The following is a 17,061-nucleotide window of genomic DNA, read 5'->3' on the forward strand; positions in this document are numbered from 1 at the left end:
CCATCGAGTGGTCCCAGGGCCGGGTCCTGGGCACCCGCATGGTTGCGGGTGCGTGAAATCGGTAGATTTGGCGCCAAAGCATTGGCGTGTCGGCCGGACGGGTGTATCCCTGATCGCGGACTTCCCGGGCGAGGACATATGTTCAACTTGAGTGCGCCGATCGTGACCACGTTCGTGCTGTACGTGGCCGCGATGGTCGGAACAGGGTTCTGGGCCCTGACCCGCACTCGCACCTTCTCGGACTTCGCCCTGGGCGGGCGCCGGCTCAGGCCGTCCGTGGCCGCCCTGTCGGCGGGCGCCAGTGACATGTCCGGCTGGCTGTTCCTGGCGCTCCCCGGCGCCGTCTACGCGGCAGGCATCGGCTCCGCCTGGATCGCTCTCGGCCTCGCGGCCGGCACCTACCTCAACTGGCTCTTCGTCGCACCGAGGCTGCGCACCTACACCGAGCGGGCCGGCAACGCCGTGAGTCTGTCCGCGTATCTGGAGGAGCGGTTCGAGGACCGCACCCGGATGCTCAGACTGGTCTCCGCCGCCGTCACGCTGGTGTTCTTCACGCTCTATGTCAGCAGCGGCCTGGTGGCGGGCGGACTGTTGTTCGAAACCGTATTCGATCTCCGTTTCGGGCTGGGGGTCAGCCTCACCGCCCTGGTCATCGTCGTCTACTCGTGCCTGGGCGGCTTCCTGGCCGTGAGCCTGACCCATGTCATGCAGGCCACGCTCATGTTCCTCGCGCTGGTCGTGCTGCCCGTGACCGCCGTCGTCGCCCTCGGCGGTTTCGGCGCCCTGGGCGACGCACTCGACAGCCGGGAGCCCGCACTGCGCGATCCCGGGGCACGGGTCGACTACGGGGACGGGCTGTGGTCGGCCGACGGGACGCTCGGAGCCGTGGCGATCGTCTCGCTCCTCGCCTGGGGCCTCGGCTACTTCGGGCAGCCCCACATCCTGGCCCGTTTCATGAGCATCCGCAGTGCCCGGAACGTCCCCGCGGCCCGGCGCATCGGAACCGCGTGGGTCGTGGTCGTACTCGCCGGCGCCACGCTCGTCGGCCTGGCGGGGATCGGGGAACTCACCCCCGCGCTGGCCGCTCCGGACACGGTGTACATCGCCCTGTCCCAGGCACTGCTCAACCCGTGGATCTCCGGCGTGATGCTGATCGCGGTGCTCGCCGCCATCATCTCGACCGCGGACAGTCAGCTCCTCGTCTCCTCCGTGGCGCTGACGGAGGACTTCTACCGGGCCTTCCTCAACCGGCGCGCCACGGACCGGGCGCTGGTGTGGGTGGGACGCGGCACGGTGGTCCTGGTGATCCTGGTGGCTTTCGTCATCGCGCTCAGGGGCGACGGACTGCTGAGCATCGTCGCCCATGCCTGGGCGGGCTTCGGAGCCGCCTTCGGCCCCGTGGTGCTGCTGTCCCTGTACTGGCCCCGCATGACCTGGGCGGGGGCCATGGCGGGCATCGTGGCGGGCGCGGGCACCGTGCTGCTGTGGGACTGGATCAACCCCCTGCTCGGACCGATCGAATCGGGTGTCTACGAGATGGTCCCGGGCGTCCTGGTGGCCACGGCCGCCGCCCTGGTGTTCGGGCGGTATGCCGGCCGACCGCCGAAGCGGGCCTTCTGGCGGATGCCCGGGGGAGGGATGAGCCAGTTGATGCTCACCTCCTTCCTCGCCCACGCCCCGGTCGGCCTGGCGGTCGTGGACACCGATCTGCGCTACGTCTGGGTGAACGCCCCCCTGGACCGCGTCGTGCCCCTGGGCGACCGTCTGGGACGGCGGGTGGGTGAGGTGCTGCCCGCCGCGGAGGCGGCGCTCTTCGAGGAGAAGATGCGCTCGGTCCTCGACACGGGGCTTCCGGTCATGGACTGCGAGTTCCGCACCACCACCGACGATCCCGAGCGGGCCCGCGCGATGTCCGCCTCGTTCTTCGGGATGAAGGACCGCCGCGAGCGCACGGTGGGCATCCTGTACATGCTCATCGACGTCACCGATCGCCGGCGGGCCCAGGAACGCCTGGCGCTGCTCAACGACGCCGGCGCCAGGATCGGCAGCACGCTGGACATCCGGCGGACCGCGCAGGAACTGGCGGACGAGACCGTGCCGGCCCTCGCCGACTTCGTGGCCGTCGATCTGCTCGACTCCGTGATGCGGGGCGAGGAGCCGGCCCCGGGGCCGGTCGGCATGGCACCCGTCATCCGCCGCGCGGGACAGGCATCGATGCGCGAGGGCTGTCCGGAGGGCTCCCTGGCCGTGGGGGAAGCGGTGCGGCGCGCCCCCTCCTCGCCCGTGACAGGCTGCCTGCAGCAGAGCAGGACCCTTGTGGAACGGACGCTGGACCGCGTCGCCAGCCCCTGGGTGACCGAGGACCCCTCCCTGGGCGCGACGATCCTCAAGTACGGCTTCCACTCGGTGATGGTGGTGCCGCTGCGGGCGCGCGGCGTCACCCTCGGCGCGGCGACCTTCGCCCGGTCGGGGCGCTTCGCCCCCTTCGAGGACGACGACGTGCGCCTCGCCGAGGAGATCGTCTCCCGCGCGGCGGTGTCCGTGGACAACGCCCGCCGCTTCACCCGTGAGCGCACGGCGGCCCGGGCCATGCAGGAGTTCCTGCTGCCGCAGGCCCTGACCGGGGGATCCGCACTCGACGTCGCGTCGTGGTACCAGCCGGCCGGGGTTCCCAGCGGCGTGGGCGGCGACTGGTTCGACGTCATCCCGCTGTCCGGGGCACGGGTCGCCCTCGTCGTCGGGGACGTCGTCGGACACGGGATGAACGCGGCGGCGACCATGGGACGCCTGCGCGCCGCGGTGCGCACGCTCGCCAACCTGGACTTTCCCCCGGACGAACTGCTCGCCCACCTCGACGACCTCGTCATCGGGCTCATGGGAGCGCACGACAACAGCGAGGACGCGGCCGAAGCGGGCGCCGGCTTCATGGGAGCGACCTGTCTGTACGCCGTGTACGACCCGGTCAGCAGACGGTGCACGCTGGCCCGCGCGGGCCACCTCCCGCCCGTTCTGGTGCCCCCCGCCGCCGCCGCCGAGATCCTGGACCTGCCCGCGGGGCCGCCCCTCGGCCTCGGATACCTGCCGTTCGAATCCGTCGAACTGGAGTTGGCCGAAGGCAGCCTCCTGGCGTTCTACACCGATGGTCTCGTCGAGACCACCGACCGGGACATCGACGTGGGGATCACCCGGCTGGGCGACGTGCTCGCCGTGCCCGGACGCACGCTGGAGGAGACCGGCCGGATCGCGGTCGACACCCTGCTGACCGGACCGCCGCCCGACGACGCCGCGCTGCTCCTGGCGCGGACCAGGGTCCTCTCGCCGGACAAGGTCGTGTCCTGGGACCTGGCCCGCGACCCGGCCGCGGTCGGCGACGCCCGCAACGCCGCCGTCCGGCAACTGTCGGAGTGGGGTCTGGACAACCTGGCGTTCACCACGGAGCTCATCGTCAGCGAACTGGTCACCAACGCCATCCGCCACGCGTCGGGCCCCGTGGCCCTGCGACTGATCAGGGACCGCACCCTCGTCTGCGAGGTCTCCGACGGCAGCGGCACATCACCGCGCCCGCGCCACGCCCGCACCACGGACGAGGGCGGACGCGGATTGATGATCGTGGCCCAGCTCGCCCACCGCTGGGGCACCCGCCACACACCGTCCGGCAAGGTCATCTGGACGGAACAGCCCTTCGTCGGCTCCTGAGCCGCGCGGCGGGCCGTGCGGCGCAGGGGAGACCGGGCCGTTCTCCGGCGGTATCGGGGACCGTCGGCCCTCATGTCCGGGACCCGCCCGGCTCAGAGTTGAAGGACGCGGTACCGCTGTACCCGCGACCAAAGAACGGACTGGCAGATGTATCCCAATGACGGTTTCCGTGAACTCGGCCGGAAGGAAGCACTGCGGCTGATGGCCACGGTGCCCGTAGGCCGCATCGTCTATACGCGCCGGGCCATGCCGGCCGTGCTGCCGGTCAATTTCACCCTGGACCGCGACGGTGCCGTGCTGCTGCGCACCGCCGCGGGCTCGGCGCTGGTCCAGGCGATCGACGGTGCGGTGGTCGCCTTCGAGGCCGACGTCGTCGACGCAGTCCGGCAGTCCGGCTGGAGCGTGGTCGTCACGGGCCCGGCCGCCGTGGTGACCGACCTCGCCGAGCGCGAGCGGCTGTCCCGCACCGGCCCGGTCTCCTGGGTTCCCGCGCGGCAGGAGGTCTTCGTCCGTATCGAACCCGAGCTGGTCACCGGGCGTGAACTCGTCGCAGGACGCACCCTGTACGGCGTGGACCTCGCGGCGGTGGACGGTCCGGCAGCACCCGGAGATCCCCGGCGCAGGGTCGTCCGGGCCCGCGATCCGGGCCCTGGGGCCCCTCCGGCGAAAGCCTCGCCCGCAGGACACTGAAGGAGCAACGACCACCACCATGGCACGCCCTTCGCCGCGGGTGTCCGGCACACTTGCGGAGGGCGTCCGGCGCCGGGGAGACGCTCCCCGGTTGCCCGGAGCCGGAAACGGGAACCCGTCGGTGTAGTGAGGGTCGGGTCCGGGCCCGGCCGGTGCGAGGAGGACGGCATGGCTTCGCTACCGCTCGACGACAGGACGGCGGCCACGCTGGTCGCCGCGGCGACCGCGGCGCCGTCCATGCACAACGCCCAGCCGTGGCTCTTCCGCTATCTGAGCGCGGAGCGTCTCCTGCTGCTGAGGGCCGACCCGGAGCGGGCCATGCCCCACTCCGATCCCGACAGCCGGTCGCTGCACCTCGGCTGCGGCGCGGCCCTGTTCAATCTGCGGGTCGCCACCGCGCACGCGGACCTCGTCGCGGACACGGACCTGCTGCCCGAGCCCGGTGATCCCCTGCTGCTCGCCGCCGTCCGGCTGTCCGCCCCGCTCCCGCACCGTCCCGCGGACACGGAGCTGAGCCGGCTGTACCCGGCCGTCCGGCAGCGCCACACCAGCCGTCACCCCTTCGCCGAGAAGGACATCCCCGCCGATGTGCGGGCCGCGCTGGAGAAGGCCGCCGCCCAGGAGGGTGCCGAGCTCCTCTTCCCCGGCTCCTGGCACGCCGAGACCGTGCTCGACCTGGTCCGCGACGCGGAGAGCCGCGACGTCGTGGCTCCCGTCCCCAACGAGGACGTGCTCCGCTGGACCCGGCTGGGTGACGAGGCGGACACCGCCGTCGACGGCATCCCCGAGTACGCGTTCGGGCCGCGCAAACTGGGCGGCCGGGCTCCCCTCCGTGACTTCGCGGGGCGCCGGACGGTGGCCGACCGCGGCACCACCGCGTTCGAGAACATCCCGCACCTGGCCCTGCTGAGCACCAGGGGCGACGGCCCCGCCGACTGGCTGCGGGCCGGTCAGGCGATGCAACGGGTCCTGCTGGAGGCGACCCTGGCCGACCTGGCGACCTCTCTCACCTCGCACGCCCTGGAGGACCGGGCGCTGCGGCTGCTGGCCCGCGACCCGGCGTCGGGCATCGGGCAGGTCCACATGGTGCTGCGCCTCGGCTACGGCCCGCGCGGCCCGGCGACCCCCCGCCGCCCCGTGAAGGACGTACTGGAGATCGTCTGACGCCGCCGGTCCCGTCCGGGCGGGTGCGGGCACCCCACGTGGTGCGGCGTGTACTCCCGCGGGCGTACGCGTCCGCCCCGGAGAGCTCTTACCGTGAGCCTGTGAGCCGATCTCTGCGCCGCCGGCGACCCGTTCGCATTTCCCGTCCGCTGCCACCGCCCCTTGTGGATCTGGCGGTGGCGGCGGTCGTCGCGCTGTTCACCGGCCCGGACGTGGCGGTCAACGCCCCCGGGTACCGGCAGGCCGACGCGCTGACCTGGCTGCTGTTCGCGGTGTCGACCGGCGCGCTGCTGGTGCGCAGCCGGTGGCCGGTGCCGGTTGCCCTGGTCACCGGGGCGGCGTGCGCCGGGTGGGCGCTGTACGGGCACATCGGGGAACTGCTGAACCTGCCGGTCATGGTCGCCCTCTACACCGTCGCGGTGCGAGGTAACCGGACCCGGACCGTCCGTACCGGCGTGATCGCCGCGCTCGTCTTCGGGGCCGTCTCACTGATCGCGGGGATCGAGGTGCCACAGCCGCAGGGCGCGCCGCTGCTCGAGATGCTGGTGCCGCTGGTGCCGCTGCTGCTGGGCGAGGCCGTACGCGGGCGGCGCGAGCTGACGCGCGAGTACGCGGACCGGGCCAGGCGTGCGGAGGCGGAACGGGAACGGGAGGCACGCCGCCGGGTGGAGCAGGAGCGGGTGCGGATCGCGCGCGAACTGCACGACGTGGTCGCCCACACCGTGTCCGCGATGACCGTGCAGGCCGGGCTGGCCCTGGACGCCTTCGACACCCGGCCGGAGGTGGCGCGTGCCGCGATGCGGCAGGTACGGGCGTCCGGCAAGGACGCGGTACGCGAACTGCGGGCCACTGTGGGAGTGCTGCGGGCGGACGACGGGGCACCGGCCGCTCCCGCGCCCCGGCTGGACGAGCTGACGGAGCTGGTGGAGCGGGTCCGGGCGACGGGCCTGGACGTGACGTTGCACGTGGATGCCGGAACGGTGCCGCACCTGGTGGAGCTGGCTGCCTACCGGATCGCACAGGAGGCACTGACGAATGTGATCAGACACGCTCGGGCACGGCACGCGGCGGTGTCGGTGGGCCGGGCGGCCGGGGACGACGGGGACCGGCTCACCGTTGAAGTCACCGATGACGGGATCGCCGACGGAGGGCCGGGCGAGGGCTTCGGGCTGGTCGGCATGCGGGAGCGGGCCGCCGCCGTGGGCGGCCGGGTGGAGGCGGGCCCGGTGCCGGGCGGCGGCTGGCGGGTGCGCGCCGAACTGCCCGCCGGACAGCGGGCCGCCGACGGGGCCGGCACGGCGGCCGGCGGGGGAGCGGACGAATGATCCGCGTGCTGCTGGCCGACGACCAGACCGTGGTGCGGGCCGGCTTCCGCGCCCTGCTCGACCTGACCGGCGACCTGGTGGTCGTCGCCGAGGCCGCCGACGGGGTACAGGCGGTGGAACTGACCCGCACGACCCGCCCCGAGGTGGTGCTGATGGACATCCGCATGCCCCGCGCCGACGGCCTGGAGGCCACCCGCCGCATCGTCGCCGATCGCACCCTGGACGCGGTACGGGTGCTGGTGCTGACGACGTACGAGGCCGACGAGTACGTCTTCGAGGCTCTGCGGTCCGGAGCGGCCGGTTTCCTCCTGAAGGACATCGACCCCGACGACCTGCGGGCCGCGATCCGCACGGTGGCGGCCGGGCACAGCCTGCTTGCGCCCGCCGTCACCCGACGGGTGATCGAGGAGTTCGCCCGGCTCAGGGGACCCGAGGCACAGGCCCGAGGGCGGCTGGATCCGCTCACCGACCGTGAGCGGGAGGTCCTTGCCCTGGTTGGCCGAGGACTGTCGAACGACGAGATCGGGGCACGCCTGCTGATGTCCCCGCTGACGGCGAAGACGCACGTCAGCCGGGTGATGGCCAAGCTGGGAGCCCGGGACCGGGCGCAGTTGGTCGTGACGGCGTACGAGTCCGGACTGGTGCGCGCGGGCGAGGGCTGACCGGCCCCGGACCAGGTACTCCCGGCGGAGTAGCGACCGACTTCCCGCGGCGGATGTCCCGGACAACCGCCCTCCGTAGCGTGGAAGACATGATCGAAACACGAGAACTGACCAAGCGATACGGCGGGAAGACCGCCGTGGACGCGCTCTCCTTCACCGTCCGGCCCGGCCGGGTGACCGGCTTCCTGGGTCCCAACGGGGCCGGCAAGTCGACCACCATGCGCCTGATCCTCGGTCTGGACACCCCGACCGCCGGCTCGGTCACCGTGGCGGGCCGGCGCTACGACCGGCTGACCGCACCGCTGTGCGAGGTCGGCGCCCTGCTCGACGCCCGGGCCGTGCACGGCGGCCGCACGGTCCGCCGACATCTCCTCGGCCTCGCACGCTCCCACGCCCTGCCCGCGCGACGGGTGGACGAGGTGCTGGGCATCGTCGGCCTGGAGACGGTCGCCGACCAGCGGGCCAGAAGCCTGTCGCTCGGCATGGCGCAGCGGCTCGGCATCGCCGCCGCCCTGCTCGGCGACCCCGGTGTGCTGATCCTGGACGAGCCGGTCAACGGCCTGGACACCGAAGGCATCCGCTGGATCCGCACCCTGCTGAAGTCCCTGGCCGCAGAGGGCCGCACCGTTTTCCTCTCCAGCCACATCATGAGCGAGCTGGAACTGACCGCCGACCGGGTCGTCGTGATCGGCCGGGGCCGGCTGCTCGCCGACACCGGCATGCGGGACTTCATCGAGGCACACTCACCGGACTCGGTCCTGCTGCGCACCCCGGACGGCGAGTCCGGCCGGATGCGCGCCCTTCTGGAGGCCCGTGGTGCCACTGTTCTTCTGAACGCGCGCGGCGGCTGGCGGGTGACCGGCCTGACCACCGCGGCCGTGGGCGAAGCCGCCCGCGAACACGGAATCGCCCTGCACGAACTCACCCCCCTCCGCTCGTCCCTGGAAGAGATCTACACGGCCATGACGGGAGAGGCCGTCGAGTACCGGGGAAGTGCGGACGGCGAAGACAAGGAGCTCCTCCGATGACCACGACAGTGACCACGTCCTCTCCCGGATTCCGGGAGGCCCTGGCCTTTGAGTGGACGAAGTTCGCCGGACTGCGCTCCACGGTGTGGACGGCCACCGCGGTCGCCCTCGTGACCGTGGTCGGCGCGGTGTTCGTCGGGCTCACCGACAGCCTCCAGGAGGACGACACCGTCCTCGGCGGAAGTCTCACCCTCAGTGTGGTGGCCCTGATGACCGCCGGCGTGGTGGGTGCCCTGACCATGTGCGGCGAGTACTCCAGCGGCACCATCGCCACCACGCTTGCGGCGGTGCCCCGGCGGGGACGGGTGCTGGCCGCCAAGGCCACGCTCGTGGCGGGAAGCCTGTTCGTGCTCGGGCTGGCCTCGTGCACGGCGGCGTACCTGCTGGGCGACGCGATCCTCGACGGAACGCACACCCAGGGGGAACCCCTGCCCGCGCTGTTCGGTATCGCGGCGCTCTTCTCCGTCGTCGGTCTGCTGGGACTGGCGATCGGCACGTATCTGCGGCACGCGGTCGGCGCGGTCATCGGCGTGATCGCCGTGCTGTTGCTGCCGTCCCTGTTCGGGCCGCTCTTCGGTGACTTCCAGCGGTGGGTCGCGGGCGCCACCCCGACGGCCGCGCTCGAGAAGCTCACCCAGACCTCCGACGCGACTGCGGAGACAGTCGGCAGCCTGGGCGCCTGGCCATCGCTCGCGCTGGTCATCGGGTACACCGCCCTCGCCCTCGCGGGAGCGGCGGCGGTGCTGCGTAGGCGTGGTGCCTGAACCGGTGACCTTTGCGGATCCTTTACAGTTGGTGTGGAAACAGGCCATCCTGTTTCCACACCATGCCTCCCACGTGTCCGAGAAGGAGCGACGGTTACCCGATGGGTGATCCTCCCAGTAGCAGCCGTGCCACCACCGCCCGTCCGTGCCGTACGGCCAGCAGGGGAGCGGGGGTGGCACGGTGACCGAGATCCTGCTGCTTCTGCTCGCTCTGCTGCTGACGCTGGCCTGCGCGGTCTTCGTCGCCGCCGAGTTCTCCCTGACCACCGTCGAGCGCGGTGAGCTGGAGCGCGCCGCCGATGCCGGCGAGCGGGGCGCCGAGAGCGCGTTGCGTGCCGTACGGCGTCTCACGCTTCAGCTGTCCGGCGCCCAGCTCGGCATCACCGTCACCTCGCTGGTGATCGGCATGCTCGCCGAGCCGTCCCTCGCCGCGTTGCTCCGCGGCCCCCTGCGCTCCCTCGGCCTCGGCGGCGCCGCCCCGGCCGTGGCCACCGTACTGGGCGTGACGCTGTCCACCGTCATGCTGATGGTGATCGGCGAACTCGTCCCGAAGAACTGGGCGATCTCCCGGCCGGCCGCCGTCGCGAAGGTCGTCGCGGGGCCCCAGCGCGCGTTCACCGCCGCCTTCGGCCCGTTCATCGGGCACCTCAACAGCACCGCCAACCGCTTCGTGCGCCGGGTCGGCCTGGAGCCCGCCGAGGAACTGGCCTCCGCGCGCACCGCCGAGGAACTGGGCGCGCTCGTCCGGCGGTCGGCCGCCGAGGGCGCCCTGGAGGCGGACTCCGCCGAACTCTTCGTGCGCACCCTGCACCTGAGCGAACTGACCGCGGAGAACGTGATGACCCCGCGGGTCGACGTCAAGGCGCTGGAGGCGCACGCCACGGCCGCCGACGCCGCCGCGCTCAGTCACGCCACCGGTCTGTCCCGCTTCCCGGTCTACCGCGACAGCCTCGACGAGGTCATCGGCACCGTCCACATCCGGGACGTACTCGCCCTGGAGCCCGAGCGGCGGGCCGGCACGCCCGTCACCGAGCTGACCACCCCGCCCCTGCCGGTCCCCGACAGCCTCCCCGCCGACCGGTTGCTGGAACGGATGCGCGCGCACCGCACCATGGCCGTGATCATCGACGAGTACGGCGGCACGGCGGGCGTGGCCACCGTGGAGGACATCGTCGAGGAGGTCGTCGGAGAGGTCCGCGACGAGCACGACCCCTTCGAGGCACCCGATCTGGCACCCGCCCCGGCCACCGAGGACGGACGCGCCGTGTGGGAGGCCGACGGAAGCGTCCGCCTCGACCGGCTCACCGGCATCGGCCTCACTGCACCGGACGGCCCGTACGAGACCGTCGCCGGGCTGATCGCCACCCGCCTGGCCCGCATCCCCGTCAAGGGCGACGCGGTGGACCTCGACGGCTGGCGGCTGGACGTGCTGGAGGTCGAGCACCACCGGGCCGACCGCATACGCGTCACCGAACCGGCCCCGGCCGCACTCGCCCAGGCCGCGGAGGGAACCCGATGACCGTCCTGCAACTCGCCATCGGGGCCCTGACCCTGCTGACCAACGCGTTCTTCGTCGGTGCCGAGTTCGCCCTGATCTCGGTGCGCCGCAGCCAGATCGAACCGCGCGCCCAGGCGGGCGAGAAGCGCGCCCGGATGACGCTGTGGGCACTGGAACACCTGTCCGCCATGATGGCCACCGCCCAGCTCGGCATCACCGTCTCCTCCCTGGTACTCGGCGCGGTCGCCGAACCCGCCATCGCCCATCTGCTGGAGCCCGGCTTCGAGGCCGTGCACATCCCGCACGGCCTGGTGCACCCCATCGCGTTCGTCATCGCCCTGGGCCTCGCCACGTATCTGCACATGCTGATCGGCGAGATGGTGCCCAAGAACATCGCGCTCGCCGCACCCGTGCCCAGCGCCCTGCTGCTGGGCCCGCCCCTGGTGGCACTCACCCGGGCGCTGCGGCCGTTCGTCTTCGGCATCAACACCTTCGCCAACATCCTGCTGCGGCTGCTGCGCGTCGAACCGAAGAACGAGGTCGAGTCCGTCTTCACCGACGACCAGCTCGCCCGGATGGTCGTCGACTCCAGTGAGGCCGGGCTACTCACCCCCGCCGACGGACAGCGGCTGCGCGACGCCCTGGAGCTGGGCACCCGCCCGGTCGGCGAGATCCTGGTCCCCGTCCAGCGGATGCGCACCGTCGACCACACGGTCACCCCGGCCCGGCTGGAACGGCTGGCCGCCGAGGCGGGCCTGTCCCGCTTCCCCGTCACCGGCCCCGACGGTGCCCTCCTCGGCTATCTGCACGTCAAGGACACCCTCGGCGTCACCGACCGCGACCGGCCCTTCCCGCGTACCGCGCTGCACAAGGTCACCCGGGTCCGCATCGACACCCCGCTCGACGACACACTCACCGCCCTGCGGGGCGAGGGCAGCCACCTCGCCGCCGCCGTCGGGGAGAACGGCACCGTCATCGGCTTCGTGACCATGGAGGACGTCCTGTCCGAACTGGTCGGACCGGCGGCCCCGGCCACCGCCTGACCGCCCCGGCCGGGAACGACACGGTCCTCGGTTCGGTGCACGCCCGGGACGCCGTGGTGACCCGTGCCCAGGGACGGGTCACCAGCGCCCGTGCACCGGCCCGCCCGGTGCCGGGCCTGACCGAGGACGCGACGGTCGCCGAGGCGATCGATCTGCTGCGCCGCCGCCGCTCCTCGCTCGCCGTGGTCCGTGACGACTCCGGGACGCTCACCGGCATGGTGAGCCTGGACGACCTGCTGGCCCGCTTCCGGCAGCCCCAGGCGGCGTAGGTCCTGTCGCGACGCCGGAACGCACCTCGCCGCACCGGCCGAAAGCCCGCGTACGCCCCGTACAAGGGCTTTCGGCCGGCACGCCGAGAGCACGCACCGGACACCGCGCTGCCGCCCTTCGGGCGACGACCCCGCTTTCGCAACAGGCCCTGGTCTCCGGCGCGCCGGAACATGCCGAGGACGCGGGGGCGGGCTCGTCGGTCGTCGGCCGATCCCGCTCGGCCCCGGCCGCGTGGGAGAGGCGGTCCTCACGTGCCGGTGCCCGCCCCGGGCGGCCGCCCGAGCCGACCGGAAACAGCCGTCACGAGCCTGCCTGGTCCGGGGAGAAAGGCCAGGGGGTCTCGCCGGAGCCGCGGGGACCGAGTGCGTGAACGCGCGGCCGACCGCCCCGGTCACGTCGGTAGGCCCCTGACGCGGGAGCTCCTTGCCGAGTACGGCGTCGATGTTCTTGACGCGAGCCGGTGCGGCGGCGTGGGACCGGTCCGGGTGGAGCGTGCCGGACGGTCTCGTCGGTCGTCGCGCGAGATCGGGAGGCGGCCCGCCCGGACCGGAGGTCCTCCCACGGCCCGGCTCACCCGTGCCGGCCGGACGCCGGTCACTCGTTCAGCCGGCGGCGCCGTTCGTTGTGCCAGGCGATCGCCCGCCGGATGTCGGGCTCATGGAGCCCCGTCCGGCAGGCGAGCCGGGCCATGGGGAGTGCCTGAGGACCGGACATCATGACCCGGCTGATCTTGGCGGCCCACAGTTCCTCGTCCACGAACGGGCGGCGCCCGTACTCCTCACGGATCATGTCGAGGTGGGCCTCGCAGCAGGCGGTGACGCGGCGCAGCCCGTCGTGCCGCTCGTCGGTGGGGTGGGCGGACGAGGAGTCCGCGACGTATCCGCGCACCGCCTCACCCGCGGGGAACGTGTCCGCGCAGAGGTCGCACAGTTCCGGCGTGGGGGTCTCGGGACGCCGTGCGTGCTTCCTGCGCTTCCACATCGTCAGCTCCCCGGGGCCGAATACGGTCAGATTACTGCGCCCACCGGCCCCGCACCCGGTGGCCTTCCACGTGTGCGGAGGGGTCCGTACGGAACGGTCACCGGGGGACGGCGACCGCGAGGGTGCCGTCGGCGTCCAGCGCGACGTCCACGTCGCTGGTCCGGTCGAGGGTCTCCCGCAGCCAGACCCGCTCGTCCGGCGCGGCGGGTTCGAGCCGCATCCGCCGAGCCCTCAGGGGCACCATCCGCAGTCCGGCCGCCCGGCCGGTGTCCCGGTCGAGCGACAGCAGGTACGCGAGGCGCAGGTCGTCGCGGAACTCCTCGTGGCCGGTGATGCCCTCGTAGTCGTCGACGAAGTCGCCGCAGCCGTAGAGGATCACCCGGCCGCGGTACACCTCGACCGGGCGGGGATGGTGCGAGGAGTGGCCGTGCACCACGTCGACCCCGCCGTCCACCAGGGCGTGGGCGAAACGGACATGGCTCCGCGGGACCTGGTGGCCCCAGTTCGAACCCCAGTGCACCGACACCACCGCGACGTCCCCCGGTCCCTTCGTGCGCCGCATCCGCCGGACGACCGCCTCGGCCGCCGGGACCGAGGGCTCCGCGAGGTACGCCACGCCGGACCGGTCCGCCGTGGCCGCCCAGCCCGGCGGGATGCCGCTCGACATCGCCCCGAGGCCGAACACCAGCACCCGGCCGCCCTCGACGTGGACCACCGCGGGCGCGTACGCCGCGTCGGAGTCCCGTCCCGCGCCCGCCGCCCTCAGGCCCGCCCCGTCCAGCACGTCCAGCGTCTCCCGGAGTCCCGGTCGGCCGAAGTCCAGTACATGGTTGTTGCCCAGGACGCACACGTCGGGACGGGCCACCGCCAGAGCGGGCACGTTGGCCGGGTGCATGCGGTAGTGCACGGCCTTGCCCGGCGCGAACGCATCACTTCGGGTGAGGGCGGTCTCCACATTGACGATCCGCACGTCCGGGGCGGTCTCCTCCAGCACCCCCAGGGCCTCGCCCCACGGCCACGAGAAGGGGACCGGACGGGGAACGGGGCCGCTCACGGCCTCCACGAGGGCCACGTAGTCGCGGGCGTCACGGACGTACTCCTCCCGCAGCGCCGGGTCGCCCGGGTGCGGAAGGATCTGGTCGACGCCGCGCCCGAGCATGACGTCGCCGCACAGGAACAGCGTGACCGTGCCGGCAGCCATCTCTCCACGGTAGGCCCTGGGGACTGTCTAGGGGACGCCGAGTTCGAACAGGACGTAACCCGCGTACGACCCCGAGGCCAGGGCCGCCGTGCCGAGGACCGCGGCGAGCGAGGGCCGGCCCAGGCGGCTCATGGCCACGGCGGGCGGGACGAACAGCGGGAACAAGGGGAGCAGATAGCGGGAGACGTTGCCGAAGTACTGCTGGGTGGTCATCACCATCAGGTACGACAGCACGGTGTAGACGACGAGGACGGCGGGCGGACGCAGCCGCACCAGCAGCACGGTCAGCACCGGGACCAGCAGCACCACCCCCACCCCGATCGTGTCCTCCATGGGCATGGCGAACAGGTAGTCGAAACGGCCCACCGGCACGGAGGTGAGCACGTCGACGCTGTGCCGGCCGTAGTCGAACTTGTGTCCCCAGGCGCCGTCCTGGAGCTTGTTGTAGCCACCCCAGTCGCCCATCCGGTGGCCGACCCAGGCCAGATACCCGGCCGCGCCGAGCGGGGCGATCAGCACCGCGGCCAGCGGACGCCGCAGGCTCTCCCGGCGCCGCCACACCGCGCACAGTCCCGCGACGGCCAGCGCGGCGACCAGAGCGACCGCGGTGGGCCGGGCGAGCCCGGCGGTGAAGGTCAGCACACCGGCGGTGAGCCAGTGACGGGTCATCACGGCGTAGCAGGCCCACGCGGCCAGCGCCGTGTAGAGGGACTCGGAGTACACCGCCCACTCCGCGCCGGAACCCGGCCACACCGCCCACAGCCCGACGGCGACCAGACCCGCCCGGTGTCCGCCCAGCCGGGCGGTGACGGCGTGGATGCCGAGCGCCGCGACGAACGAGAAGACGACCGACACGGTCATGCCGGCTCCGTACGGACCGAGCCCGGTCACCTCCGAGACGATCCGCATCAGCGCCGGGTACAGGGGGAAGAACGCCGCGGAGTTCCCTTCGAGCGTGATCAGGCCGGTGGCGCCGGGGACGGGCTCCAGGGCCGGGTCGTAGCCGTGCAGGACGATCTGCTGGTACCACCATCCGTCCCAGCTGCCCAGCACGTCCCAGACGTGCGCGCCGCCGCCGAACCGCGGATGTTTCTCGCGGAAATCGCCGGCCGAGTCCAGCAGGAACATGAAGACGGCGAAGCCCGCGAGCTTGAGCGTCCCGTACACCGCGAAGACGGGTCCGCAGTGCGCGGCGGCCTGGCGCAGCCGCTCGCGCGGGGACGGGGCGGCCGGCGGGGAGACGCGGGACCGGGGAACGGGGGTGGCGGCCGGACCGGCCCGGAGTCTCCCGACGGTGGTCATGAGGCGGAGGTTCCTGTCGTACGGCCGGAGCGGTGGCCCGGGAACACCCAGGCCCGCAGGAGGAGGAAGCGCAGCAGGGTCGCGGTGAGGTTGGCGGCCACCAAGGTCAGCAACTCCGCGCGGGGGTCCGCCCCCGGCGCGGCGCGGTGCAGCACGGCCAGCGAACCGCTGGTGAGGGCGAGGCCGGCCAGAAAGGCCGCCAGCCCCTTGAACTGATGGCGCAGCGCCCCGGCGCGTCCCCGCACGCCGAAGGTCAGCCGGCGGTTCGCGGCGGTGTTGGCGACGGCACTGGCCAGCAGAGCGAGGGCATTGGCGGCCTGGGCACCCGCCGCGGGCCGGAGCAGGCTGTAGAGCAGCAGGTGGAACAGCGTGCAGGCCGTCCCGACGGCGGCGAACCGGATCAGCTGGGGGACCAGGGCGGGCGGCAGCCCGGCGACCTCGCCGGGGTCCTCGCTGCGGCGCAGCGATGCCAGCGGCAGCCGGCCACGGGTCAGCGCGCCACCCAGCCGGGCCATGCCGCGCAGATCCGCCAGGGCCGTGGAGAGGAGGTCGACCCGGCTGTCGGGGTCGTCCACCCAGTCCACCGGCACCTCGTGGATGCGCAGTCCGGCCCGCTCGGCGATCACCAGCAGTTCGGTGTCGAAGAACCACTCCCGGTCCTCGACCAGCGGGAGCAGCCGCTCGGCGACGTCCCGGCGTACCGCCTTGAATCCGCACTGGGCGTCGCTGAACCGCACGGCGAGCGTGCCGCGCAGCAGCCCGTTGTAGCAGCGGGAGATGATCTCCCGCTTCGGCCCGCGCACCACCCGGGAGCCGCGCGCCAGACGGGTGCCGATCGCGATGTCCGAATGTCCGGAGATCAGCGGGGCCACCAGCGGCAGCAGCGCCGCGAGGTCGGTGGACAGGTCCACGTCGAGATAGGCGAGCACCGGGGCGCGCGACCGCGACCAGGCCGCGTGCAGGGCGCGTCCCCGTCCTTTCCCGGCCAGTCGCAGGCACTCGGTCCCGGGCAGCTCCCGGGCCAGCCGCTCGGCGATGCGCGGCGTGCGGTCCGTGCTGGCGTTGTCGGCGACGATGATCCGGAACGGGTACGGGAACGTCTCCGTCAGGTGGGCGTGGAGCCGGCGCACACAGGGCTCCAGGTCGTTCTCCTCGTTGTGCACGGGCACCACCACGTCCAGAACGGGCTCCTGGTGGTGGCGCGCGGGGAGCGGGTCCCGGCGCGGCAGCGCCCTGTGTGCGGGAGGCACGGTGGCTGTGCGGCAGCCGCCCGGGGCCGGCCGCCTCGCGGTTCTCATGACGGATTCACGGTCTCCTTACGGCGTACGGCATGACGGGAGCCCGAAGGGGCTCGCGAAGGCATGCCGGAGGCGCCCGGGTGGTGGTGTCGGGTGAGAAGGTCCCGGGGCGAGGTCCCCGGGGGTGGGGCGGCGGTGC

Annotated in this window: 12 protein-coding genes and 2 pseudogenes; 10 read left to right on the forward strand and 4 right to left on the reverse strand. The window is 72.9% G+C overall.

All coding sequences use genetic code 11. The features are described 5' to 3' along the window. Positions 1–138: 138 nt before the first annotated feature. The 10 genes and pseudogenes from putP to ACIF9R_RS22490 form a co-directional block, all read left to right on the forward strand. Positions 139–3,696, forward strand: a complete 3,558-nt coding sequence (gene putP, locus ACIF9R_RS22445; RefSeq protein ID WP_399982844.1) for a sodium/proline symporter PutP — start codon at positions 139–141, stop codon at positions 3,694–3,696. Between the two features lie 147 nt (positions 3,697–3,843). Next, a pseudogene (locus ACIF9R_RS22450) lies at positions 3,844–4,281 on the forward strand (pyridoxamine 5'-phosphate oxidase family protein); the annotation flags it as partial. A gap of 273 nt (positions 4,282–4,554) precedes the next feature. Further along, complete coding sequence (locus ACIF9R_RS22455; RefSeq protein ID WP_399982847.1) at positions 4,555–5,550, forward strand: Acg family FMN-binding oxidoreductase; 996 nt, start codon at positions 4,555–4,557, stop codon at positions 5,548–5,550. A 164-nt stretch (positions 5,551–5,714) separates the two neighbouring features. Next, a complete protein-coding gene (locus tag ACIF9R_RS22460; RefSeq protein ID WP_399983082.1) occupies positions 5,715–6,875 on the forward strand; it encodes a sensor histidine kinase in 1,161 nt (386 codons plus the stop codon). Further along, positions 6,872–7,537 carry a response regulator gene (locus tag ACIF9R_RS22465; RefSeq protein WP_399982849.1) on the forward strand — a complete coding sequence of 222 codons (666 nt, stop codon included), beginning with the start codon at positions 6,872–6,874 and terminating at the stop codon, positions 7,535–7,537. Before ACIF9R_RS22460 ends, ACIF9R_RS22465 begins: the two co-directional genes overlap by 4 nt. A gap of 89 nt (positions 7,538–7,626) precedes the next feature. Next, positions 7,627–8,565, forward strand: a complete 939-nt coding sequence (locus tag ACIF9R_RS22470; RefSeq protein ID WP_399982852.1) for an ATP-binding cassette domain-containing protein — start codon at positions 7,627–7,629, stop codon at positions 8,563–8,565. Beyond that, positions 8,562–9,329 (forward strand): ABC transporter permease, encoded by a 768-nt coding sequence (locus ACIF9R_RS22475; protein ID WP_399982854.1) that lies wholly within the window; start codon positions 8,562–8,564, stop codon positions 9,327–9,329. Before ACIF9R_RS22470 ends, ACIF9R_RS22475 begins: the two co-directional genes overlap by 4 nt. A 181-nt stretch (positions 9,330–9,510) precedes the next feature. Further along, the gene (locus ACIF9R_RS22480; protein WP_399982857.1) at positions 9,511–10,848 is read left to right on the forward strand and encodes a hemolysin family protein; all 1,338 of its coding nucleotides are present in this window, start codon (positions 9,511–9,513) and stop codon (positions 10,846–10,848) included. Continuing rightward, entirely contained in the window at positions 10,845–11,870 is a 1,026-nt protein-coding gene (locus tag ACIF9R_RS22485; RefSeq protein ID WP_399982860.1) for a hemolysin family protein, read from the forward strand. Before ACIF9R_RS22480 ends, ACIF9R_RS22485 begins: the two co-directional genes overlap by 4 nt. A gap of 17 nt (positions 11,871–11,887) precedes the next feature. Beyond that, positions 11,888–12,139, forward strand: a pseudogene (locus ACIF9R_RS22490) (CBS domain-containing protein); the annotation flags it as partial. Positions 12,140–12,734: 595 nt separating this feature from the next. Here ACIF9R_RS22490 and ACIF9R_RS22495 read toward each other — a convergent pair. The 4 genes from ACIF9R_RS22495 to ACIF9R_RS22510 all read right to left on the reverse strand — a co-directional run bounded on the left by ACIF9R_RS22495 (position 12,735) and on the right by ACIF9R_RS22510 (position 16,922). Further along, positions 12,735–13,121 (reverse strand): hypothetical protein, encoded by a 387-nt coding sequence (locus tag ACIF9R_RS22495; protein ID WP_399982862.1) that lies wholly within the window; start codon positions 13,119–13,121, stop codon positions 12,735–12,737. A 97-nt stretch (positions 13,122–13,218) separates the two neighbouring features. Next, positions 13,219–14,322: a CapA family protein gene (locus ACIF9R_RS22500; RefSeq protein WP_399982865.1), complete on the reverse strand. Its 1,104-nt coding sequence runs from the start codon at positions 14,320–14,322 to the stop codon at positions 13,219–13,221. Between the two features lie 27 nt (positions 14,323–14,349). After that, positions 14,350–15,624, reverse strand: coding sequence for a hypothetical protein (locus ACIF9R_RS22505; RefSeq protein WP_399982868.1), 1,275 nt, complete (start codon positions 15,622–15,624; stop codon positions 14,350–14,352). Continuing rightward, a complete protein-coding gene (locus ACIF9R_RS22510) occupies positions 15,621–16,922 on the reverse strand; it encodes a glycosyltransferase (RefSeq protein WP_399982870.1) in 1,302 nt (433 codons plus the stop codon). The genes ACIF9R_RS22505 and ACIF9R_RS22510 overlap by 4 nt, the downstream gene beginning before the upstream one ends. Positions 16,923–17,061 lie beyond the last annotated feature (139 nt).

Source organism: Streptomyces sp. NPDC086080 (assembly GCF_044540255.1).
Lineage (GTDB): Bacteria > Actinomycetota > Actinomycetes > Streptomycetales > Streptomycetaceae > Streptomyces.